The organism is Limibacterium fermenti (assembly GCF_041902845.1).
GTDB lineage: Bacteria > Bacteroidota > Bacteroidia > Bacteroidales > Dysgonomonadaceae > Limibacterium > Limibacterium fermenti.
Genome location: NZ_CP159486.1, coordinates 3,012,015 through 3,036,432, shown reverse-complemented (window position 1 = coordinate 3,036,432; position 24,418 = coordinate 3,012,015). Strand labels below are relative to the sequence as shown.

The 24,418-nt window shown below is 43.7% G+C and carries 20 protein-coding genes and 2 tRNA genes; 11 read left to right on the top strand and 11 right to left on the bottom strand.

What is annotated here, in order from left to right; genetic code table 11:
- Positions 1–63 precede the first annotated feature (63 nt).
- The 11 genes from ABNK31_RS13155 to ABNK31_RS13105 all read right to left on the bottom strand — a co-directional run bounded on the left by ABNK31_RS13155 (position 64) and on the right by ABNK31_RS13105 (position 11,319).
- A complete protein-coding gene (locus tag ABNK31_RS13155) occupies positions 64–744 on the bottom strand; it encodes a hypothetical protein (protein WP_418892958.1) in 681 nt (226 codons plus the stop codon).
- 791 nt (positions 745–1,535) lie between these two features.
- The gene (locus tag ABNK31_RS13150; protein ID WP_418892957.1) at positions 1,536–2,123 is read right to left on the bottom strand and encodes a hypothetical protein; all 588 of its coding nucleotides are present in this window, start codon (positions 2,121–2,123) and stop codon (positions 1,536–1,538) included.
- A gap of 164 nt (positions 2,124–2,287) precedes the next feature.
- Positions 2,288–2,602 (bottom strand): hypothetical protein, encoded by a 315-nt coding sequence (locus tag ABNK31_RS13145; protein ID WP_418892956.1) that lies wholly within the window; start codon positions 2,600–2,602, stop codon positions 2,288–2,290.
- Positions 2,603–3,359: 757 nt separating this feature from the next.
- Positions 3,360–3,446: transfer RNA gene (locus ABNK31_RS13140), tRNA-Leu, on the bottom strand.
- A gap of 8 nt (positions 3,447–3,454) precedes the next feature.
- Positions 3,455–3,527, bottom strand: a tRNA-Gly gene (locus ABNK31_RS13135).
- A 505-nt stretch (positions 3,528–4,032) separates the two neighbouring features.
- Complete coding sequence (locus ABNK31_RS13130; RefSeq protein ID WP_418892955.1) at positions 4,033–4,485, bottom strand: hypothetical protein; 453 nt, start codon at positions 4,483–4,485, stop codon at positions 4,033–4,035.
- A gap of 5 nt (positions 4,486–4,490) precedes the next feature.
- Positions 4,491–5,456 (bottom strand): aldo/keto reductase, encoded by a 966-nt coding sequence (locus ABNK31_RS13125; RefSeq protein ID WP_418892954.1) that lies wholly within the window; start codon positions 5,454–5,456, stop codon positions 4,491–4,493.
- Between the two features lie 10 nt (positions 5,457–5,466).
- Positions 5,467–7,299, bottom strand: coding sequence for a DNA mismatch repair endonuclease MutL (mutL, locus tag ABNK31_RS13120; RefSeq protein ID WP_418892953.1), 1,833 nt, complete (start codon positions 7,297–7,299; stop codon positions 5,467–5,469).
- Between the two features lie 127 nt (positions 7,300–7,426).
- Entirely contained in the window at positions 7,427–9,052 is a 1,626-nt protein-coding gene (locus ABNK31_RS13115) for an OstA-like protein (protein ID WP_418892952.1), read from the bottom strand.
- A complete protein-coding gene (locus ABNK31_RS13110) occupies positions 9,040–10,413 on the bottom strand; it encodes a peptidylprolyl isomerase (RefSeq protein ID WP_418892951.1) in 1,374 nt (457 codons plus the stop codon). Before ABNK31_RS13110 ends, ABNK31_RS13115 begins: the two co-directional genes overlap by 13 nt.
- 459 nt (positions 10,414–10,872) lie before the next feature.
- Positions 10,873–11,319, bottom strand: coding sequence for a hypothetical protein (locus ABNK31_RS13105; protein ID WP_418892950.1), 447 nt, complete (start codon positions 11,317–11,319; stop codon positions 10,873–10,875).
- A gap of 439 nt (positions 11,320–11,758) precedes the next feature.
- Between ABNK31_RS13105 and ABNK31_RS13100 the strand changes: the two genes are divergently transcribed.
- The 11 genes from ABNK31_RS13100 (at position 11,759) to ABNK31_RS13050 (ending at position 24,412) form a co-directional block, all read left to right on the top strand.
- Positions 11,759–12,787, top strand: coding sequence for a methionine ABC transporter ATP-binding protein (locus tag ABNK31_RS13100; protein WP_418892949.1), 1,029 nt, complete (start codon positions 11,759–11,761; stop codon positions 12,785–12,787).
- Positions 12,780–13,436, top strand: a complete 657-nt coding sequence (gene metI, locus ABNK31_RS13095) for a methionine ABC transporter permease MetI (protein ID WP_418892948.1) — start codon at positions 12,780–12,782, stop codon at positions 13,434–13,436. The genes ABNK31_RS13100 and metI overlap by 8 nt, the downstream gene beginning before the upstream one ends.
- Before the next feature lie 175 nt (positions 13,437–13,611).
- A complete protein-coding gene (locus ABNK31_RS13090) occupies positions 13,612–13,917 on the top strand; it encodes a hypothetical protein (protein ID WP_418892947.1) in 306 nt (101 codons plus the stop codon).
- Positions 13,898–14,845 (top strand): FAD:protein FMN transferase, encoded by a 948-nt coding sequence (locus tag ABNK31_RS13085; protein WP_418892946.1) that lies wholly within the window; start codon positions 13,898–13,900, stop codon positions 14,843–14,845. The genes ABNK31_RS13090 and ABNK31_RS13085 overlap by 20 nt, the downstream gene beginning before the upstream one ends.
- Positions 14,842–16,104, top strand: a complete 1,263-nt coding sequence (gene rsxC, locus ABNK31_RS13080) for an electron transport complex subunit RsxC (RefSeq protein ID WP_418892945.1) — start codon at positions 14,842–14,844, stop codon at positions 16,102–16,104. The genes ABNK31_RS13085 and rsxC overlap by 4 nt, the downstream gene beginning before the upstream one ends.
- On the top strand, positions 16,101–17,213 hold the full coding sequence (locus ABNK31_RS13075) for an RnfABCDGE type electron transport complex subunit D (RefSeq protein WP_418892944.1): 1,113 nt from the start codon (positions 16,101–16,103) through the stop codon (positions 17,211–17,213). Before rsxC ends, ABNK31_RS13075 begins: the two co-directional genes overlap by 4 nt.
- On the top strand, positions 17,210–17,860 hold the full coding sequence (locus ABNK31_RS13070; protein ID WP_418892943.1) for a nitroreductase family protein: 651 nt from the start codon (positions 17,210–17,212) through the stop codon (positions 17,858–17,860). Before ABNK31_RS13075 ends, ABNK31_RS13070 begins: the two co-directional genes overlap by 4 nt.
- Positions 17,861–17,916: 56 nt before the next feature.
- Positions 17,917–18,729: a methionine ABC transporter substrate-binding lipoprotein MetQ gene (metQ, locus tag ABNK31_RS13065; RefSeq protein WP_418892942.1), complete on the top strand. Its 813-nt coding sequence runs from the start codon at positions 17,917–17,919 to the stop codon at positions 18,727–18,729.
- 973 nt (positions 18,730–19,702) lie between these two features.
- Positions 19,703–19,891: a hypothetical protein gene (locus ABNK31_RS13060; RefSeq protein ID WP_418892941.1), complete on the top strand. Its 189-nt coding sequence runs from the start codon at positions 19,703–19,705 to the stop codon at positions 19,889–19,891.
- Between the two features lie 10 nt (positions 19,892–19,901).
- Complete coding sequence (locus ABNK31_RS13055; RefSeq protein WP_418892940.1) at positions 19,902–21,251, top strand: IPT/TIG domain-containing protein; 1,350 nt, start codon at positions 19,902–19,904, stop codon at positions 21,249–21,251.
- A 38-nt stretch (positions 21,252–21,289) separates the two neighbouring features.
- Entirely contained in the window at positions 21,290–24,412 is a 3,123-nt protein-coding gene (locus tag ABNK31_RS13050) for a SusC/RagA family TonB-linked outer membrane protein (protein WP_418892939.1), read from the top strand.
- Positions 24,413–24,418: the final 6 nt, after the last annotated feature.

The window sequence follows — 24,418 nt, the reverse complement described above, 5'->3', positions numbered from 1 at the left end:
TATAGTATTGAATGCCTTTTTATATTCGCCTAATCTCAATTGATACGATTACTTTCTCAATCTTTATTTCGTTTTCTCTTTTTCTTCGTCTTTTTTCTTCGGTTTACGGGCGCTCGAACGGACAATGCGCCGTGCGTTGCGGTAAGCCTGCTCAAATTCCGTACCTTTGAAAAAGCTTATCAGGCTGTCCAATTTATAATAGATTTTACGCATTTCGTTGCGTTGCTCCGGGAACGTTTGATTGAATATCCTGCGCTCGATAATCAATTCTCGCGGCCGTGAAGTGATCTTATCGTAAGCGTCTATCAACTTTTGGAGTTTTTCCAGTTCTTCCGGGGTGACATAAGGTGCTAAGGGTTCGCCAAGAGCGACCATGCGGTTATAGAGATCGTGTAACCTGGCGGAAAGATCTTTGTCGGGCATTTGAGAGAGCATTCCCCGGCTCGCCCTGAGTTGATCGTGCGTTTCCAGATTGATGTTTTCCAACGCATAAATGCTCGCGCGCCGCGCAAGATCGGCTGCCAGGTCGCATGCCGCGAATGCAGCATCCGTTTTGTCATCGCTCGCGCCTCTGGTTATGATTTTTGCTCCTGCCGCGGTTTGCATAATCAACGGAGAAAGCGCCCGGAATTGGACGATCTTTGCGGAAAAGATAGGATTTGTGCTCCATACGGATTCGTATTTTGTAAAAACGGATTCAAGAACACCTACTGTACTAACAAAATCTTCATCTGTTTTTTTCATCTTAAAAAATTTTGCAGTAGATACTAGAGCGAAAGTAGTAGGTACTATTGTTTTATACTTGTGTTTACCCTGCAAAGGTAGAGGTTATTTTTAATATGCAAATCATTTTCCGTAAAAAATTGCAACGTGAGGGCGGATTTTAACGAAATTTATCCTAACCGTGGGCAAAATCATTCGAAGGAATGCCTTCGATGGTTGAACATAAGATGTTTCCGGACGAAAGAAGGGCTGTTTAGCCTTTTATAGGGTATAAGTCAACCCCTAAAAAGGATTTTCTCCTTTAAAAACAGGGGATTCCCAACGAAAAACAGCCTGTTCCCAACGAAAAATGATGCTTGACGAACGAAAAATATCTTTCCTCAAACGAATCCTGTCGCATAATAAACGAATCATACGGTTTATGAAACGAACCAAAGGCTTTAGAGAACGTTTCCGGCCCTTTTTTGATCGAACTCCGTAATGTTGAAAATGATGTATGGTTATTGGCAAACGAAAAATAAAGTATTCCCTATGAAAAATGAGGTGTTCCAAATGAAAAATGGACTCGATTAAACGAAAAATATCGCTTGAAGAATGAAAAATAGCAGAAGATGAGCGAAAAAAAGTATTTTGTCTTCGATTTTTATCGCCCGGTGTACGAAAAATAGGACTTTTCCTGCGGATCGGATAAGCTTCCGCTCCATAATACCTTATTGTCTCCTTGTTTCTATGACTTGGGCTGTGAATACTGATTCTGCTTTAGGATGATCAACTTGTAATTTTGAAGTTATATCCTATAATAACGGTTCATTTTATTTATCGATAACAACTTCGGTCGTACCGTCCGATTTTTTTACTAAATAAACATATTTTGTCACCGAAGGATTCGGTTTATTTTCATTATAAACTTCTATATCATTTACGTTCCATGTAATATTACGGCTGGCATAATAAAGCCCGCCGTCAACTTTATGATTCTGATATTGAAAGGTTAGATCCATCTTATCTGCAACGCCGTTATGATATACATAAAAGGTATAACTACTTTGTCTCGAATCACCTAAAGCATACGTAAAGAACTCATGTAATCCTTTTTCTTTATTGAATGAAACTTTATTCAGTTCGTCATTATACTCTTGACGATAGTCATATGCTTCTATAACGGGTTGTGAATTCAAACGCTCTCTACTACTAACAGGTAATGTAGTGAGGTCCTCCGGATTAATCAAATCATTGCCATCTTCATCGACATAGAAAAATCTCATGACATTGCCGGTATAGAATGGACCGCCATCGGGCATACTGTCATACCACATATCACTTTTATCATCATTACAACTAACAAAGTTGATTGTGCCAAGGAATAATACCAATATCCTGAAAAATATTTTTGTTTTCATTTCATTTCTTTTTTCATGAAATAAATATTCTGCAAATATACCTATATGTTTTAATGAGGCCAAAATATTTGGCTATGCTTTAAAAGATGCATATTATTTACATAGATGAAAAAAATGAAAAACGCTGCATAAGCGTTGTAGTTTATTTAGGATTAGTCCGAAATTCAATCAAAATTTGTATAATTATCAGAGAAATAAGCCGCAATTTCATTGATTAAATTACTGTTTTTCTCTAACTCTGTACGGCGCACCATCATGTATGCACTTGTTTCTTCGTTATATATATGCTCAAACGTGGTTCCTTTGAAGAATGTAAGCATGATCCGTTTATAAACGCGGTACCGTTTGGTTTTACATTTTGGTTCGTCTACCGGCTTAAAATGTTCTTGATGACTATCATCGAACTCTATCGAGAATATGGTGTTTGAGCCAATGAAGCCAAAAGACGAGCAATTATCTTTCGCATTGATATCAAGCATGATTTTTATGCAAGTATAGATAACCGGCCGCGCTTCATGGTAGTTTGTTTGAATATTGTATTTGTGAGGGTTCTTCTTATGATCCTTCAAATGGAATTTAACCCCATAGAAATGGTTGGGATATTCCTATACGTGAACGTAATATGTTTTATGGGTCTTTGATGAGAAAAAGGTATATAACAATTCAGGCACGGGTTGATTCGCGCCTGAATTTATTTTAGTGATGAATTTATATTCATAACCGTTAGAGAATATATTCGTATGCATCGATTCTTAATCTCTTACGTTCTTCATCAGATACCCGTGTAAACTCAATAAGTTTATTTCCCTTAGGTGTCAACTTTACATTGCTATCTTTCTTGACAACTTCCTTCCGTGAGTTCTTTCTGTTTTTTAAAGTTCCCCTGATTGTCATTTTTTATTGTTTTAATCTGTAGCTACAAATGTACAATATATTTGTAATAGTACAATTATTGAACGGGAAAATTAATATTTTGTTCAATGGTTATTCCTTTTTTAATCAATACCGGATTGAATATCGCATTTCTGCGATATGGCATAAATACGGTTACCTGACTATCAGTCTGAGCGCAATCTTGCGCTCGCTGAAAATGAAAGAAAGAGTTACAGACTATTCCTCATTCCCCGAATTTGTGGGGAGGCGGTGTTTTACCTTCAATGGATATTGTGTAAATGTTGTGCAAGTGATAAAAAATAAAAGCCAATTAGTTATGTATAAACTAACGGGCTTTATTGATGGTACTCGGAGCGGGACTTGAACCCGCACAACCGTAATGGTCACAAGATTTTAAGTCTTGCGTGTCTACCATTCCACCATCCGAGCGTACCTTGAGCGGAAGACGGGACTCGAACCCGCGACCCCGACCTTGGCAAGGTCGTGCTCTACCAACTGAGCTACTTCCGCAAAATTCCTCAACGTTTCTCTATCGATAGTCCGATTCTTGCCAAGGTCGTTCATAATCCTTTTGGGGCAAGGTCGTGCTCTATCAACTGAGCTACTTCCGCTAAATTCCTCAACGTTTCTTTATCGATAGTCCGATTCTTGCCAAGGTCGTTCATAATCCTTTTGGGGCAAGGTCGTGCTCTATCAACTGAGCTACTTCCGCTAAATTCCTCAACGTTTCTTTATCGATAGTCCGATTCTTGCCAAGGTCGTTCATAATTCTTTTGGGGCAAGGTCGTGCCCTACCAACTGAGCTACTTCCGCAAGATAAAAACGGCTCACGCGAGAGCCCGTTTATTTTTGCGACTGCAAATGTAAAAATGTTTCTGCATTTATCAAAGTGTTTTGACAAATATTTCGCGGCTACACAACGTTTTTATTAAAAACCGGAACTCTTTTCTTCTGATTTATCTTTTATGCCGTCTATTTTACCGTGACGTGTATCTTTCGGCTTGTCTGCACCTGTTTAATTCCGGATGATATATTCACCCGATGAACCCGGAACGACCGTGTATCGTTGCAAAGGCTCCTTTGCCGGGCCGGACTCGACCGATCCCAATCCATACATGGTTACGAACACGCTACCACAGGTAGGACACATGGCTTTTCCGTCGCCGGAGGGCTTGAGGAGAGCGCTTTTACTATCTTCGTAAGGGCATGCAAGGTCGTAAGCAAAGAGATTATCTCCCTTCTCATTCCGAACAACCATTAGTCCGGCGAAACCTAATTTATCTTGTGCCGTCCTCGGAGTCGTAAATATCTTGTGGGCAAGCGGAGCGGCCAAATCAAAGTCTAATCCGTTCAAATCGATACGGAGATATACCTGCGCGAAGGGCACGGTTTGAAGAGGGGCTTCCTCGCCGCATGAGAGCACGGATAGGAGTAAAACGGCACAAACACCGGTTATTCTTCTTTTCATAAGAATTATAACGGCGTTTCCCCGAAAATAGTATCTATTTCCGCTAATTCTTTGGGAGAAAAAGAGTCGCGCTCCAATGCTTTTAAATTGTCTTTTAATTGACGGGTGTCACGCGCCCCGATAATCAGGGAGGTGACGCGCTCGTCCCTCAAAATCCAAGCAAGAGCTGTTTGGGCGATGGTTTGTCCGCGTTGTGCCGCGATTTTTTCTAACCTCTTCACTTTTGAAATCCATTCTTCGGTCACTTGCTCTTTCTTAAGAAAGCCGTCCGGGTCTGCGGCGCGCGAATGTTCGGGGATGCCATTCAGGTATTTATCGGTAAGAATGCCTTGTGCCAACGGCGAAAAGGCGATAAATCCACAGCCGGATTCTTCACAGAGAGGCAACAGTTCTTTCTCGGGTTTTCGATGAAGCATATTGTATTTATCCTGAATAATCAGGCAGGGGACATCGCGATCGGCGAGATATTGCATCGCTTTTCGTGCCGTGGAAGGAGGATATTTCGACAATCCTATGTATAATGCTTTTCCGCTGCGGACAATGTCGACCAAAGCCTGCATGGTTTCTTCCACCGTAGTAGACGAGTCATACCGATGGGAATAAAAGATGTCGAAATATTCCAACCCCGTACGTTTCAGGCTCAGGTCGATACTCGCCATTAACGACTTTCTCGAAGAGCCGTCGCCGTAAGGCCCGTCCCATGCCCGATGGCCGGCTTTCGAAGAGATAATGAGCTGATGGCGATGAGAGCCCAGGGTTTCTTTCCATATTTTCCCGAAATTTGTTTCGGCCGCACCCGAAGGAGGCCCGTAATTGTTGGCCAAGTCGAAATGCGTAATCCCCTGCTCAAAGGCATAGGTGATAATCTGTTTAGCCGTGTCATAATCGGCTGCATGTCCGAAATTATGCCACAATCCCAATGAAATGCTCGGAAGTTGTAACCCGCTTTTGCCGCAATAGTTATATTTCATACGCGTTGCTTTATTTCAATTTTTTATCGATCTCGGAGTCGGATAGTACCGTAAGGATGGTTTGCCCGTCGGGCGTGTAACTGGGTATCTGGCAAGCGAAGAGTTGATTCACCATTAACAGCATCTCTTCGATAGAAAGCGTCCTTCCGTAAGGAATGGCCGTGAGTTTCGCCAATGAAAGCGCGATAGATTCCTGTATGTCTGATTTTACATCACTGCCGGTTTGCATGCTTTGACTAATCATAGAGTGGATAAGCGCTCCGGGGTCGGGGTTCTCAATTTCGGCGGGAACGCCTTGCACGGCAAAAGAATGGTTGCCGAGACTGTTTAATTCGAATCCCAGCGCTTCCAGATCGTCCATAATGGCCGGGAGGGTGGCTGCTTCTGTTGCCGACAATTCCATCACTTCCGGAAAAAGCACCCGTTGCGAAACTCCTTTCCGCCCTTTTATTTGCTCGATATATTTGTCGAATAATATTCTTACATGGGCTTTATGCTGGTCGATGATCATTAAGCCCGATTTGACCGAGGTTAATATGTATCGTTGTTTATATTGATAATGTTCGGGAGTGAGAACAATTCCATTTTCTTCTCCGGTTGAGTGAAAAGACAAATCGGGTTGTTGCATTTCGTCCGTGATCGTCTCCGGCGCTTTCCCTTCGTTTTGAAATCCTTTGTATAACTCTTCCCATCCCTGTACGGGAGCGTTCGGCGAATAATGTTTGGCTTGCGGCGAGCGGAAAGGGTTGTAATTCGGATCGATATTTACCTTAGGCATCGGCGATGATTTCGTCGGATCGAAAACGGGTATGTCGACGGCGCCTTCGGTGTTGAAATCGATGGTGGGTACGGCGTTGAACTTCCCGAGCGATTCTTTAACGGTCACCATCAGAATTTGCCAAAGAGCCCGCTCATTTTCGAACTTCACCTCTGTTTTGGTCGGATGGATATTGACATCGATGACCGACGGATCGACTTCAAAATAGATAAAATAAAGCGGGTTTTCGTTTGCCGCGATCAAATGTTCGTAAGCCGACAATACGGCTTTGTGAAAATAGGGATGGCGGATATAGCGGTTGTTGACGAAAAAGAATTGGCTGCTGCGGCCTTTCCTGGCAAATTCGGGTTTGCCTACGTACCCGTATATTTTAGCCAAAGAAGTTTCTTCGTTTATTTCGATCAGTTGGGGGTTGATGTTTTTTCCCTCCAGTTGCACGATACGTTGGCGTAATCCGCTCTTCGGCAGATGCAACGTTTGTACATCATTTTCAGTAAGAATAAACTCGATATCGGGATTGACAAGAGCGATGCGTTCTATTTCGCTGAAGATGTTGCGCCGTTCGGTTTCGTTCGATTTCAGAAACCGGCGGCGGGCAGGGACGTTATAAAAAATGTTCTTGACCGAAATGGAGGTTCCGGCAGCGCACGATATCGGCTCTTGTTTTTCCACTTTCGAGCCCGCTATTATCAAGAGCGTGCCCGTTTCATCATCCTGCCGGCGCGATTTTAATTCTACCTGCGCGATGGCAGAGATAGACGGTAAAGCTTCCCCTCGAAACCCCATTGTATGCAAAGCGAACAAATCTTCGGCACTTTTTATTTTGGACGTTGCATGACGCTCGAAGGCCATACGCGCGTCGGTAGCCGACATGCCTTTGCCGTTATCGATAACCTGAATCAGTGTGCGTCCCGCATCTTTTATGGCGATATGTATGAGAGTGGCGCCGGCATCGAGGGCGTTCTCAACCAATTCTTTTACCACCGAAGCCGGGCGTTGTATGACTTCTCCGGCGGCAATTTGATTCGCGATGGAGTCGGGAAGAAGATGGATGATATCACTCATAGAAACAATCTCCGTTAATTTGAACAACACAAATGTACACAAAAATTATGAAGTATGATGTATGAATTATGAGTTCATAGTTCATACTTCATAGCTCATAGTTCATAGTTCATACATCATCCTTCATTCAAAGCTCTTCTTCCCGGCGATAACGGCGCGGAAGGGTGACCGCATTATCTGCGGCGCTCCGTTCGTTTTTACGGAAGATATCCGTTGGGCCTGACGGCCTGAGGTAGTGGAGCCATACGAATCCTTTCAGTCGATCTTCCCCGGGAGACAACTTCGGTAAAGGTGTCGTCGTAGCATTGGTTGATGACCAGAGTTTCAGTTTTTTTATTTTATTCTTTTCGATGTCTATCGAAAGAAAAGCGCTCTCCGTGCGGTTGAGACCGACAATCGTACTGTCTTCTTCGAGTAGATAATAAAGCGATTCGGCATTGCCTTCCACCAATATATGGTAGGGGTTGTTGTCGCGGAAAAGAACCGTCATATCGCGTCCGGTCAGTTGGTTATACTGCCCTTCGACGTTCCGCTCCTGTATGGCCAGGGCAAAATCTTTTATAAGCGCTTTGTCGATGGTGCTGTCGTTTAAATGAATGTTTATCTGATTGCCGAGGATCTGGTTTCCCTGGTTCCAAATGACCGGATCGCCATACATATACAGGATGGAATCCGTCGAGATGTACTGCATCGAGTCACAGACGCCTTGAAGATCCGAACGGAAAAACCGCACATCGTAATAGGCCTTTAAATTGCGATTGACCGAATCGGTTTGCAGGATAAGGGTGTCGCCGTGCAGATAAAGGCTGTCATTCTGCGAGTATTCTATCGCGAAGGCGGAGTCGGTGGCTAAGGCATATTCCGTTTTACCTTCGTAATACCCGTAGTCACCCTGTAAAATCATCTTTCGTTTGATATCATGGAGAAACATATTGCCGAAGACTTCGCCGACCTCCGTGTCCCGATTATAAAAAATAGTATCTCCTATCAGTACTTTCGTCGTGTCGTTGCTGTGTACTTCGCTGCGGTCGAGCAACCACGAGTCATTGGTCACCGTATTGTACCATCCCTTTTGCGTGTTGATATATCCGCTATCCGATACGATGGTCGAGGGGCCGAGGATGTCGGCTATTTTGGTCATCGTGTTATACTTGAGCGTGTCGGCATAAATGGTGTATTGCTCATTAACGAGTTTCACACTGTCGCTGAAGAGCGATTGCTTGCTGTCGGGATTATATTGCCCCCAAAAGGAAGTGAGCTCGTTTTCGTCGTCTACCAACATGCCGCCATCGAAATAATACCCCAGGTTTGCCATCCGGTCGTAGTTAAGACTGTCGGTGAAAAGGGTTGCCGTCGGGTCTTCCATGCGGACATTGTCACGCAGGCGCGCCAGACGGGTGTTGCCGTCGTAGTGCAGGTAATCGCCGTAAACGAAAAGAGTATCGCCTTGTTCCATCCGCACATTACTGAAAGCCTCGAACGAATTGGTCGCTTCATACATGTAGGCGCTGTCGCAATACATGAAAGCCCCTTCATGATAAAACACCACGTTGTTTTTGAGTATCTGCGCGTCGAAATCTTTCCGTTTAGACCATTCATCCGCTTGCCGTAACTCCACGATCTTTGCCCGTGTGGAGTCTTGCACAACTTTTTTCGGGGCGGGCGCAACGGGAGGTTGCTGCGCCTGAACGGATAGGATACCGGCCACAACAAGTAGTACGGCAAGGAAAGTATATGAATTTATTTTATCCACCCTTTGTATTTGAAGTCACATTTTTGCCAATCGGGATCGATGCGGACATACGTGCCGGTAATCTTTTTCTCGAGCCACGTATCCATTAATCCCTGACGTTTATTTCCTTCCGCCATTTGTTTGATTATCTGGTAATCGTTGTTGATGTTGGCTTTATGTCCCTCGTTACGCTGGGCGATTTTAATGATGGCCGCGACCTGTTTCCCGGAGTTGTTGGTCATAATGAAGGGCTCGGAAATTGCCCCGATTTTCATTTCACCCACTACGCGCGCAATATCCTGATTCAACTCATTTAGAGCAAAACGGGGAGTTCCGGTATTGGGGCTGTTCCGACTATTATTAACCATAATTCCCTTATTATTGCGAGTATCTTTGTCGGCCGAAAAATAAGTGGCTGCATCTTCAAAAGATATTTTTTTGTCCACGATACCCGTGCGAATCGAGTCGAGGCGTACGAGAGCCGTATCGAGTTGTTGCTGCGGAATTTTAGGCTTTAGAAGAATATGCCGGTAATTTACTAAGTCGCCGCGGCGTTCGACAAATTGAATAATATGGTAGCCGTATTCGGTTTCCACAATATTCGATATTTTGGAAGGATCATTCATGGCGAAAAGCACATTGGCAAACTCGGGAACTAAGTTCGAACGGGTTGTAAATCCGCCTTCGCCCCCTCTGATCGCGGTGCCCTGGTCTTCGGAGTTAATCAACGCCAGCGTCGAAAAACTTTGTTTGCCACTGTTTACTTGTTCCGTAAAATCGCGCAGCCGTGCCTTAACGGCGTCGATTTCTTCCAAAGGAACTTCCGGCTCCACCGTCACAACTTGCAATTCGAGCGTGGCGGGAATAAACGGAAGACTGTCTTGCGGGATGCTATTGTAATATTTCCTGATTTCGGAAGGAGTAAGGCTGACGCTACCGAAATGCTTTTGTTGTACTCCATCGATCAATTGTTGTTCGCGTAACTGGTTGCGCATATCTTCGCGAATATCACTCAACGGCTTACCGAAATATTCTTCGAGCTTTTCAACTGACCCCACAGAGGCGGTATATTCGTTGATTTGGTATTCGAGCATGCGGTTGACGTTCGTTTCCTGTACTTGTATACTATCGATCTTTGCCTGATCCAGAAAAAGCTTTCTTATCGCTAATTGTTCCGGGATAAAGCAATACGGATCGCCTTCGATGCGTTGGTTTTGCATCAATATTTCCTTGCGATATTCCTCTACTTCCGATTTAAGAATAATTTCATCGCCCACGACCCATACGATCTCGTCAATAATATTGTTTTGAGAGAATAGCCCGGGTATGAAGACCATTGCCATGAGGAGTACATTGAGTATTTTTTTTGCAGAATCGTTCATTTTTTGTTGACGGTTTTAAAACATGGCTTCAAAAGTAGTGATATTCCCCTTATCAGCCAATTATTTGTATATTAAAAGTAGTTATAAATCGATTTATAGAAGCGTTTTGTTGTCGTTTTTTGCGATTGAAGGAGTCTTACACGGCACCGTGACGACGAAAGCCGTATATTTCCTTTAGAATCTGTTTAAATTTTTTTCGCGATTCAAAAAGAAACTTTTTGAAGGCGAAGAATAGTTTAATATGATTATCCGCAAAGCGTCCAATTTCTTTTTTAACCCCTCCCCGCTTCGCGGTACTCCCCCCTTATCGTAAGGGGAGAGTAGAGAAGTTGCACTCCGCAACTGTCCCCTTGGCATAAGGGGACGAGCGAGGAACGAGCGGAGGGGTTACCTTTAGGTCGTTTTGCGGATAATCATTTAGTTTAATTACAGCCTTTCGCAAGAAATTTAAACAGTTTCTTATACTGTTTTGCGGAAGATGTAGGTGTCATTATTTATTGTGAGTAAAAGCAGGTTGGCGCGGAGTTCGAACTTTAAAGTGTTGCCGTCTTCGCCGATAAACAATCCTGTTCGCTGCGTTCTGTCATAGCGGTACGTGTACCGGCTTTCGTAGCTGCCCGACTGAACGCCCATGCGTTGACTCGTCTCGGTGAAGTCGTGCTCCAAAATCACGGTTTCTTCGTCCCTAAAACGCATCCGGATGGTTTGTGAAAAATCGACTTCCTCCGACGTATAGGATTCCGAAAATACCCATTGCGTCTTTTGCAGGGACGGCAAGTCCTGTGCCAACGGGTCGAAAGAACAGTGAGCGAACAAGAACAGGTAGCCCAATAATATGCTCGCTACGAGTATTTTTCCTCCCGAACGATAGTCGAACTGTTTGATGGTGTGTGTACGCTGTTTCATTCTATTCAAAAAGACAGGATTGCCGATTGCTTTGAATCTGTTCCACAAAAATAAGTAAAATAATTGTTGGGGCGTTTGTTTTTTCCTCTTATTCGGAAAAATAAACACAAATATTGGATGGACAAAAAATAAACAGTACATTTGCAGTCATCAAACGGTGTGCGATGCCGTTTGATCATAAATATGAAAGAATGAATACGAATTTTTCCGCATACGTTCCTGTTTGCATGGGGTCCGAAAAGATGTCTTGTTGCATGTGTATGTCCATGCCTCAAGGGTAGTATCGGGCCGCTAAGGATGATTCTTTTTTGCAGTAAACTTCCTCGATACGAATGGGTGTCGGGGAAGTTTTTTCAGTTTGTATTACGAGGTGCTTGTAAGGGGTGTTTGCGGCTGTTTTCGAACTCCTGCAGCATAGAACTAAAAAAAGGTGTAATGGATGATTGAAGTTAAAAATATATCGAAGACATTTTTCCGGACGAAAGAGCCTTTTAAGGCGCTTCACGATATTAGTCTCGACGTGGCGCAAGGGGATATTGTGGGGATTATCGGTTTCTCGGGAGCCGGAAAAAGTACGTTGATACGCTGTATCAATTTATTGGAACGGCCCGATGAGGGGCACGTTATTGTGAACGGGGTGGAACTGACGAAACTCTCTTCGTCGCAGTTGGCCCGTGAACGCAAGAAAATCGGAATGATCTTTCAGCATTTCAACCTGCTTTCTTCGCGCACGGTGTTTGAAAATGTGGCTTTTCCGCTTGAATTGGATAAGAGGGACAAGGCTTATATTCGTGGCAAGGTGCACGAACTGTTGACGATTGTCGGGTTGGAAGATAAAGCGGATGATTACCCGAGCAGTCTCTCCGGAGGACAAAAGCAACGGGTCGCTATCGCGCGCGCCCTGGCAAACGATCCGTATGTGTTGCTAAGCGACGAAGCGACGAGCGCCCTCGATCCGGCGACCACTCAATCGATCCTCCAGTTGCTGCAAGACATCAACCGCAGAATGCATATTACCATTCTGCTGATTACGCATGAGATGGAGGTTGTGAAAGCCGTTTGCAATCATGTTGCCGTTATCGATAAAGGACGCCTGATAGCCAAAGGAACGTTGGCGGAGATTTTGGCAAAAAAAGATCATCCGGTCATTAAACAGTTTCTCACCTCGAAGGCGCTGACCATACCCGGTGAACTGAGCGCCGTTCTTCGCCGGGAATATGTCGAGGGATTGTTTCCCGTTGTGGAAATACGGCTCGACGGGTCGGTGGCTTTTGAAGAATTGGTCTCGTCGTTGAGTCCGGGAGGTAAAGCCGTGTTTCAATTGTTGAATGCGGATGTGGAATATATCGGGCAGGCTAATTTCGGGCAGGTGTTGGTTCGTTTGAAGGGAACCCGTGATGAGAATAATACGGTGTTGAGAGCTTTGGGCCGGCAAAATATTCATTATTTAATCAGAGGATATGCTTGACGAGTCTACGTTATTATTATTGCTAAGAGGGTTGTGGGAGACGGTCTTTATGACGGTTGCTTCCGGTTTCTTTGGTTTCGTGTTGGGGTTGCCCGTAGGCATCGTCTTGTTTTTGACGCGTAAGGGCCAACTCCTCGAAAATGTGTTATACAACCGGATAATATCGGTGTTGGTGAATATTTTCCGATCGATTCCGTTTATTATTTTGATTGTTTGGATGATTCCTTTTACGCGTGCGATCGTGGGTACTTCCATCGGCATGTGGGCGGCTTTGGTTCCCCTGAGTGTCGGGGCAGCTCCTTTTATTGCGCGATTGGTTGAGAACAGTCTGCTTGAAGTCCCGGCGGGGTTGGTCGAAACAGCCCGGTCGATGGGTGCTTCTCCCCTGCAAATCATCACAAAAGTATTGTTGCCCGAAGCGTTGCCTTCGCTCGTTAATAATGCGACGATCACCCTTATTACGTTAGTCGGGTATTCGGCTATGGGGGGCGCGGTCGGTGCGGGCGGATTGGGACAGATTGGCTATCAGTACGGCTATATCGGTTATGATGCGTTTATCATGAATGCCGTGCTTATACTCCTTGTCGGATTGGTATTTGTCATTCAGTTTACAGGAGATCGACTCTCTAAACGGTTTGATTACCGGTAAAAAATGTTAATGATTAATAAGCCTGGCAAAACAAGCAAAACTAAATTCCGGAGAATGCGTTATTGCTTTATTGATATTAGGTTATCACTATATCTTTAAGAAGGAAGTCGAAAAAGTCATTGTCCCTTTTTTTATTAAAGGAAAAAGTTTGTTTTATATCTGTTAGAAATTAAAGATGGAAGTAGTAAAAAAAATCGTTCTGTATCTGTTCGGATTATTTATTTTGCTTTTCGGTAACCGCAAGGGGCCGGAAAGCGGAGTGTCAACACAAGAACCTAATGTCGATCTTAATAAAGACATAGAAAAAAGATTTCATGTTCATACCTTATTATATAATACCATACAAGACCGGTTGACGAATCCGGCAGTGCATTTCCGTACTGAACGGATCGATGTCGGCTCGGTTGAAAAAACTTCTTCTCCATCGAAAAAAACACAAACCGAAACAGCTAAACCGGAAGATGCATCGGGAACAAAATAAATCCCAACAGTATCATGCGCAGGTTCGCTTCCTGTTTCATGCGACGGTGAAAATAAAAATCCCCGTCGCGTATAGCGTATTGTTATTGGATGATTTGTTTTCGATAATGGAATCTGTCGATTATCAGTATAATTCGTATCGTAAAAATTCGTATTTCGATCTTATCAACCGGTCGGCCGGAAGTTTTGTCGAAGTGGATGACTTCACAATTTTTCTCTTGAATAAAATAAAGGAGGTTGCTTCTTTTTTTGATGGTCTGTATGACATTTCCATTATGCCTTTGCTTCGGCTATGGGGCTTTTATCAGTCCGGTGAAAACAGGAGATTGCCTTCGCAAGAAGAATTGCAGGCGGCCTTGCAAAAAATAGATTTTCGGAAAATAGAGTTGGAAGGAAATAAGGTGCGGATACAGAAAGGGCAGGAGTTGACCACCGGATCATTCTTGAAGGCTTTTGCCGTAGACCGCGTAGTGAAAGAATTGAAAAGGGCGGGAGTATCGGATGCCTTGATCAATGCCGGTGGTAGTACGATTCGGTATCTAAACGATGAAAGTCATCCGTTTTGGGATATACGAGTGTACGATCCGGATGTGAGAGAGCAGTTACTGTTTGGCTTGAAATTGAGCAACGGTTGTTTTTCCACTTCTGCTCAAAAGGAAACCCGTATCGTGATAGACGGAAAGGAGTACGGGCATATCTTGAATCCGAAGACGGGCTTTCCTGCCGCTAATAAGCAGGTCGGAATTGTCGGCAAGAATGCTTTCGAAGGGGATATGTTGTCGACGGCTCTGATGAATGTGCCTTCCGAACAATGGAAACCCTTATTGAAACAATTGGACGAACGATGGGGTGTTTCGGGCTTTGTTATCGATGAAAACCGGAAGATAACGTTCAGCGATAATTTTAACGAAAATATGACAACAGAATGATTGGTATTGTATCATATAAGGATCAGACGAAAGAAGGCGACATCAGGCGCTTGGAATCTCCCGCCGTGCTGTCAGTGCCTTTATCGGCTTCTCTCGGTAAGCCGGCTTTTCCTGTGGTCGAGCCCGGAGAGAGAGTGCTGAAGAATCAACTGATCGGAAGAGCCGACGGTATCGTATCGGCTCATGTACATTCGCCTGTCTCGGGCATCGTTTTAGAAATTAAAACAGCTACAAACATTTCCGGCAAAAGTGAAACGTTTATTGTCTTGGAAAATGATTTTCGCGAAGAAGCCTTGCAGCTTTCGAAATCCGACATACAAACTCCCCGGAATTTTGTGAACCTGCTAAAGGATGCGGGGATCGTCGGTGCCGGAGGTGCACAGTTCCCTACGCATGTTAAATTTCCCTCAGATACCGGCAAATTGAAGACTTTTATTATCAACGGGGCAGAGTGCGAACCGTATCTTACGGCCGATTTCACCTTGATGAAAAACCGGTATCGGGAACTCATGCAAGTGGTGGAACTCATCCGGAAAGTTTATCAGCCTGATAAAGTGGTACTCGCAATAGAAAAACGGAATAAAGAATTGCGTTTTGTTTTCGAGCCGTATCGCGAGATTTGTTCGGTAAAACTGCTCCCCGATAGTTATCCGCAGGGAAGCGAACTTCAACTTATTCATTCCGTTACGGGATTGAAATTGAAGAAAACCCAACTTCCGATAAGTAAGGGTGTATTGGTTAGTAATGTCGGCACGCTTTACGGTATTTACAAAGCGGCTTTTGAGGGTATCCCGTTTACCGAAAGAGTGGTTACGGTGTCCGGCGACAATCTGGAGGGTGCTGGAAATTACTGGGTAAAAGTAGGTACCCCCGTCAGGCATGTTTTAGCCTCAGCGGGAAAGATATCCGGATGGGATAATTGTCATGTCGTGCTGGGAGGGCCGATGATGGGCGTGGAAGTACATCGTTTGGATACTCCCGTTTCCAAAGGAACATCGGGTGTCTTGGCTTTGGAGAAGCGGCCGCTTGAAGCCTATAATTGTATTCAATGTGGTTATTGTGTGGATGCTTGCCCTATGGGATTGATGCCGATGCAGTTTGCGGTTGCTTATCGCGAGAACGATTTGAAGGCTTTTGAAGAATACCGGCTTGGTCAATGCATCGAGTGCGGTGCTTGCGAATATATTTGTCCGAGTAACGTTCCGTTAATAGATAGTATAAAAAGAGGAAAACAATTCATTCTGGAGAATCATAAATGAGCGCAGATTACAGACAAGTTATTTATTCCAATCCATTCGTGAGGGCGAGAGCGAAAGTGGGCACGGTCATGTTCGATGTGGTGCTATCGCTGCTCCCGATTTTAGTGTTTGCTTATCTGGCGGCTGGCACCCGGGCATTGCAGATATTGGGCGTATCGGTTATTGCCGCATTGGTGTCCGAGTTCGTGTTTTCGTGGTTTTTCCTTCGTAAGACGAATTCGTTGAAAGATGGTTCGGCTTTGGTAACGGCTCTTTTACTGGCATGTACTTTATCACCATTAACTCCTTGGTATGTGGTTGCTTTCGGCGCTTCCATGGCGGTATTGTTTGGAAAAATTCTCTGGGGAGGGTTAGGCCGAAACCTGTTTAATCCGGCTTTGGTAGGTCGTGAGATGATGACGGTTTTTTTTCCTGCCGTTATGTCTTCGGGAACGTTATGGGCTTTTCAGGACTATGTACAGGTGGAGGATATCCGTTTTTTCAGAGCTATCGGCGAAAGTACTTCCGGGGAATATTGGGATTCCTTATTGTTCAAAACAACTGGCGCAATAGGGGAGTATTCGATTCTTTTCATCGTGTTGGGTGGATTGTTTCTGTTGCTTCGGAAGAGAATTTCGTGGCATATTCCTTTCGGTGTTTTCGTCGTGTTTTTCCTTTTTTTACGGTTGCTCGATATTTCGCCGGAACACTATTCCATAGCGGGCTTGTTGTTTGGAACTATTTTCATGGCGACCGATATGCCTTCAAGCCCGTCCACTTCTTCCGGGAAGTTGTATTATGGCTTGGTTCTCGGTGCGGTCGCTGCCATATTGGTTTGGCAACAGGTGCGTTTTGAATATATGTCTTATGCGATTCTTATTATGAATGGTTTTTCCCGCGAAATCAGTTCGGTCTTCAAACCCGTGGTGTGGGGCGAAAAGAGCGATTGGAAAAAGATTACCGGACAGGCCTTATTGCTTACATTGGCTATCGCGACCATAACGCTGGCGGTACTTCAATTGCATAATCTCAAAGCGATACCGTATGCGGTGTATGTGTATATTATTTATACGATTATCAAATTTAAGTTTCCAATAAAAAATTCATTAATAAAAAAACAAAGCGTATGAAAAAAGTATTGGCAGTATGTTTCATTCTTGTATTTTTGTCTTGTCATATGAGTGATAATAAAAACGATTCATTAACAAATAATGAAGGAGAAAATGAAATGATCGAGACCATTTTAACGCGAAGAAGTATCCGTAAATACAAACCTCAGCAAGTGGAACGAGCCAAGCTGGATACGGTTATGAAAGCGGCGATCTATGCCCCGAGTGCTTTAAATAAGCAGCCGTGGGAGGTGCGTGTCGTTCAAAATAAGGAGTTTATCGATAAAATAAACGACCGGTTTGTGGCTTTTGCCCGGGGGAGAGAGATGCAAGGAAGCGCCTCGCGTGCGGCGGAACCGGGATTCAGTGTCTTTCACGGAGCGCCCACCGTGATTGTTCTCGCAAGAGATAAGAATAATCATAGTAGCATGTTGGATGTCGGCCTATTGACTCAGAATATTTTATTGAGCGCTCATGCGTTGGGATTGGGGACGTGCCCCATCGGCTCGGTCGTTTCGATTCTTACGGATCCTGCGAATAAGGAACTTGTTGACTTGTTGAAGATTCCGGAGGATTATGAGATTGTTTTGGCCGTCTCTTTGGGATATCCTGATGAGTCGCCGGTGGTAAAAGAACGGTATGCCGATAAGGTCATATATATGGAATAAACCTATCAAGAGTGTCACTTCGAGCGACATTTTCGATAATTGATAATATTATTAAAATGAGACAATTGAAACTGTTAGTAGCGGCAATGGTATTCGGCCTGTTGCTTTCTTCTTGCACGGGATCGTCACCCAAAAACGATCCGAATCATATTAAAGTGGGAATTACTTCCGGTCCCGAACGTGAAATAGCCGAAACGGCCCGAAAAGTAGCAAAGGAGAAGTATAATCTTGATGTGGAATTGGTAACATTCAACGATTATGTTATGCCGAATGAAGCATTGAATAATGGAGATATTGATGCGAATGCTTTTCAGCATGTGCCTTATTTGGATGAGCAATCCCGCCAAAGGGGATATAAGCTGGCTGTTGTAGGAAACACGTTCTTATATCCTATAGTTGCTTATTCAAAAAAAATAAAAAATGTCTCGGAACTTCAGAAGAGGAGCACGGTAGTCATCCCAAACGATCCGACAAACGGTGGGCGTTCTTTATTGCTGTTAGAGTCAGCAGGATTGATTACTCTTAAAGAGAATGTCGGCCTTTCACCGAAAGTGACCGATATCGTGGCAAATCCGAAACAATTGAGAATATTGGAGATCGAAGCGCCGCAGTTGCCCCGTGTACTGGACGATAAAGAGGTTGTTGTTGCCGTCATTAATAATAATTTTGCTGCTCAAGCCGACCTAAAAGCTGAAGAATACGGCATTCTTACCGAGAATCGCGACTCGCCCTATGTCAATGTGATTGTGGCGAGAGAAGATAATAAAGGTGTCGGAAAAGTGAAGAACTTTGTTAAAGCCTATCAGTCGGATGAAGTACTGCAAACCGCCAAGGAAATATTCCATGACGGAGCAATAAAAGGATGGTGATCTTTTGTAAATATTGTAAGAGAAGTGAATAAATCGCTCTCTTACAATATCTTTTCTCCGAATAAATAACGTGTTTTATTGTGATCTTTATTTTTGATACGTTTTTTTTATTTTTTGATACGATATTGCTACCCTTTATGCTTTATTTGCATTTTCTTTGAACCGGAAAAATAAAAATTCCTTCAAAATAATCTAAAAAATGAAGAAGATAAATTTGAAGATATCCAAAATTTAAAAATGGTGATTTTTTCGATGAACTCATTTTTTTGTTTTTCGAAGATTATCGATGTTCTAATAGAAAAATTCATTCCAACGGAGTATTATTGAAATAAAAATCTTGAAAATGAGAGTAATTTTATTGCAGACAATAATGTTAACAACCCTTAATAACGGGGGGGGGGGGGATTACATTCATTAACTAAGCATTTCAATACTATCCCTAATCGCGCTCCTCAATCCTTCCTGAGGGGGCTACCTTATTTCTCTAGCAGTCCTTGTTATTGTGGCATGGCAATCTTTTCTACGGCTGCTTCCATCTTCCGGTTGTTCATCAAAAGACTTTCGTATCCTCTTTGTTTATCGGCGAAAGGTCTGCAAAATAGTTGCAATTATTCTGCTTGTTGGCGAAGAAGCTGCAACGTTTCAGCAGACTCTTCGCTAATGCGCGAAAAGGTTGCAAATATTTTGCAGACCTTTTGTCTACGCGCGAAAAAGCTACGGCATTTTTTCAGCTTCTTCGCCAACGCGCGAAAAGGCTACAAAACTTTTGCAGGCTGTTCGCCACGGCGCAGAATGTCTATGGGATTTTTGCAGATTCTCCGCGAAAAAACGAATGACGTATTATCTTGGTGTCGTATTATTTCCGGTAAGGGCGCTTGCCTTTACCGGCCGGGTATCTTTTGTTTTTACCGGTATACCTGAAAAGACAGGACAGAGTAATTTTTATTGTGTTTTATTTTTAATGCTTTTAATTATGTTACGAATAACTTTTAATCGTTTGTCTCCAAAAGTGTTGGGCGAGTTAGCTCCACGTGTGTTGAAGGTGCTTTCCTTATTGATAGAAAGTATCCTGAAAGATAATCCGCCGGTAGGTGTTTTGACAAGATTCAATCCTCTTGTTTCATTAAACGGCAGACATAATCATTATAATCATTTTAATTAATATCAAATGTATGAATAATCGTAAATTAGTTAAGCCTTGCATTTCTTTTAATATTTGGATATCGTTATTGGTGTGTTTGTTTTCTATTATTTCCTGTGAGGAAAGAGATGAAAATAAAAAGATCGGAGAAGAATATGATCCGCAAAAGCCGATTGAATTGGGAACATTTTATCCCGATTCGGGAAAATACCAAGAAAAAGTAATGTTGACAGGACAAAATTTTGGAACGGATCCTGAACAAATCAGAGTGTATTTTAATAACAGAAAAGCCGCAGTAGTTGGTTCTACGGGTAATCGTATGTATGTACTTGCTCCGCGGTTGCCGGGCGATACCTGCACCATATCGGTAGCAATCGGTAACGATTCGGTCGTTTATGACCGTCAGTTCCGGTACTTCACGTCAGTTACCGTGACCACGATTGCCGGAAATGGAAATCATGATGATTATCAGGATGGTGATCTTACACAATCTGTTTTGCAGCCGGTTTTTATTTGTGTGGATAAAGAAGATAATATTTTTGTGATGACAAGGAGTAGCGGCCCCGACGGGACTTGGGCAAGTAAAAATATGCATGTTGCACGGATTGATGAGAAAACAAATGAACTTATAACCATTGTACGGGATTTGACAGCGAATGTTCCGGCCGCAGATCCTGAAACTGGAATAATTACTTTTCCCACTGAAACAACGGTCGGTTCATTTGTCGCTCTTGATCCGAAAGAAATGTGGGCGCCCCGTTTCAGAGAAATGAAGTGGCCTGCGGAAGGCGACAGGCCCGATCAAGGATACAAGCATTCTATGGTTGTAAATCCTTCAGACGGATATATTTATACTCGCTATTTCCATGGGCATATCGTGAAAATAAATCCGAAAACGTATGAAGTGGAAACGATTTATAAAACGCAGCAGGGCGATAGTTATGGGTTAACTTTTAATCCTGTTAAACCCAATATTTTGTATATGTCATTTGTGGGAAATGCCGGCGTGAATGCCCATAGTATTTGCAGCATCGATGTTACCGACCCGGAACATACGTTTAAAAAACTTACCGGTTCTACGAGCGGAGGGCATCGTGACGGAGCGTTGGAAACGGCTCAGTTTCGTGACCCCGACCAGATATTCAGTGATGCGGACGGCAATATTTATGTGGCAGATCGTGGAAATCATTGTATCCGGAGAATTACGCCCGATAACATGGTGGAAACCGTTTTGGGAATGCCGGGTACCGCTGGATGGAAAGACGGCGGGAAAGAGGAAGCTTTATTCAACAGGCCCAGGGGGCTTGGCATAAGTAAAGACGGGTCAATTTATGTGGCGGATAACGGAAATGCCCGTGTGAGGAAATTGTCTATTAATTAAAAGATAACGGTAATCAAAAACTTTATAATTTGAATTGAATGAAACGCATATTATTAGTATCTACCATCTTATCCTTGTGTTTTCTCCTTCAGGCACAAGAAAAAAGCAACTTTGTAATGGAGGGTATCGTTTATGATGATACGAAACAGGCATTACCGGGTGTAAGCGTTTATATCCGAGATAAAATCAGTGTCGGAACGATTACGGATGTAAACGGTAAATTCAGTATTCGCGCCTCGCGAGGCGATATGATCGTTTTTACCTTTGTCGGTTACGAGAAGGTTGAATATCTGGTTACTGAGGAAAAGAAAGACTTGGCGATTACCTTTACGGAAACAGCTCAGGAACTGGAAGAAGTGGTGGTAATGGGATTGGGAACGCAGCGAAAAATTTCTACGGTCGCAGCCGTGAGTAGCATCAATGTAAAAGAACTGCAAACGCCAGCGGCATCGGTAGCCAACTTGTTGGGCGGCCGTGTAGCGGGTGTTATTTCCATGCAAACCAGCGGCGAACCGGGGAAAAATATTGCGGAGTTTTGGGTCCGGGGCATCGGCACGTTCGGGGCAAATGCCAGTGCACTGGTGCTGATAGACGGATTGGAAGGGAATATTAATTCCATTGATCCGGCCGATATCGAAAGCTTTTCCGTTTTAAAAGATGCATCCGCCACAGCCGTATACGGCGTGCGGGGAGCAAATGGAGTGGTGCTGGTGACGACTAAAAGAGGCCAGGCCGGAAAATTGAATATTACCGCACGTGCCAATTTTTCCGTATCCAATTTGAGAAGGGTGCCTCAATACCTCCGGGCGTATGATTACGCCAAGTTAGCCAATGAAGCCCGGATGGTAAGAGGAGATTCGCCTGTTTATACCGATGTGGAACTGGATATTATTGAGGATGGTTCGGATGCCGATTTATATCCCGATGTCAACTGGCAGGATGAAGTGCTCCGTGATAATTCGTTTAAACAAACCTACTATGTGAGTGCGCGAGGCGGCGCCCAAGCGGCACGCTATTTTCTCAGTTTGGGCATAAGTAACGAAACGGCGGCTTACAAATATGATAAAAATAGTGTATATGCTGCGAATACTGGCTATAATACCTATAATTACCGGGCGAATATCGATTTGAATTTGTCTCCTTCCACAACCCTTTATTTTGGAACCGACGGATTTCTTTCTGTTCAAAATAATCCCGGAGTTGCCAGTACCGATTATATCTGGCAGGCACAGGCGAATCTGAATCCGTTGCTGCTGCCTGTGAAGTATTCCAATGGGCAGCTGCCGGCTCAGGGAACCGGTGGGTCTTACCGGTCCCCGATTGTGATGATCAATCAAATGGGAAGGCGGACTAATCAGGAATACAGAGGTAAATTTACGTTGGCGGCAGATCAAAATTTATCGATGCTGTTGAAAGGTCTGAAACTAAAGGTTCAGGGCGCTTATGACCTAACCAGTTGGTTTTATGAGGGTAGATATATTCAACCTTCATTATATCAAGCCGTTGGGCGTGACCAGCAGGGAAAACTCGTTACCATTGAGAGGGTCAAAGAAGGCGGAGTATCTTATGGGCGGAGTACCGATCAGTATCGGAAATACCACTTTGAAAGCACTCTGAATTATGAGAATGTGTTTGCCGAAGATCACCGCGTATCGGGATTACTGTATTATTATATTAGCGATCAGAAAAAAGCGAGTGAAGGAACAAATAATTTAAGTGCTATTCCTATTCGTTACCAAGGTGTATCCAGCCGCTTGACGTATGGATTTCGCGACACCTATATGATCGACTTCAATTTCGGATACACAGGGTCTGAAAATTTCCAGCCCGGCAAGCAATATGGTTTCTTTCCTTCAGTAGCGTTGGGTTGGGTGCCTACGAATTATACGTTTATGAGAGATCGTTTGCCTTGGATCAGTTTTTTGAAATTCAGAGGTTCGTATGGGTCTGTGGGGAACGACCGTATTACTTCCCGCCGTTTCCCTTACTTAACGATGGTAAATAGAGGCTATGCTTATCCCTGGGGTATGTCGGCTGCTGTGGAACGAATCAATGAAACCATTATTGGAGCCGACAACCTGCAATGGGAAAAAGCCCTGAAGGCCAATATCGGTATTGAGGCTAATTTTTTCAATGACAAGGCTCAACTCGTATTTGATGTCTTTAATGATCAACGAAACGGGATTTTTATGGAACGAGTGCAGATACCCGATTACGTGGGCTTGATAACAAAGCCTTTCGGCAATGTGGGTAAAATGAAAAGCTATGGCGCTGACGGCAATGTGAGCTTTACGCAAGATTTTGGCAAAGACATGAGTTTTACGGTACGGGGAAATTTCACCTATTCAAAAAATGATGTTCAAAATTGGGAAGAGGCCAATCCCAAATATCCCTATCAGGAGGCATCGGGTTATCCCCACGGGGTTATTCGCGGATATCAGTCGGTAGGTTTATATAAAGATTGGGATGATGTAAGGAACAGCCCGGCTCAATTCGGTACGGTAATGCCTGGGGATATCAAATACCGCGATGTCAACGGCGATGGTAAAATCGATACGGATGATAAGGTACCCTTGTCTTACAGTACTCTTCCTTTGTTGATGTACGGTTTCGGCGGTGAGTTTCGATATAAAAATTTGACAGTAGGCGTTCTTTTCAAAGGGACGGGAAAAACCGATTTCTTTCATGTGGGATATGATCATCCGAATGATGATCCGAATCTCGGGATTAATGGCCCGGGATATGTGCCTTTTTACAATGGTGTCAATGGAAATGTCCTGACTGTTGCAAATAACCCGTCTAATCGATGGATTCCCCGAGAGTATGCAGCGGCTAACGGTATTGATCCTGCATTAGCGGAAAATCCCAACGCTCGTTTCCCCAGGTTGACGTATGGATATAATGAAAATAACTCGCAATTGTCGGATTTCTGGAAAGGTGATGCCGGCTATCTGAGGTTGTCGGAAGTGACCGTGAATTATAATCTGAAGACCCCTTTTCTGCAAAAAATGAAAATACAGTCTATCGACTTCCAACTGGTAGGCTCCAACCTGTTATTATGGGATAAAGTGAAACTGTTCGATCCTGAACAAGCGTATAAAAACGGACAGGTATATCCGATCCCTACGACTTATACCTTGCAAATGTATATTAATCTCTAAATTGAA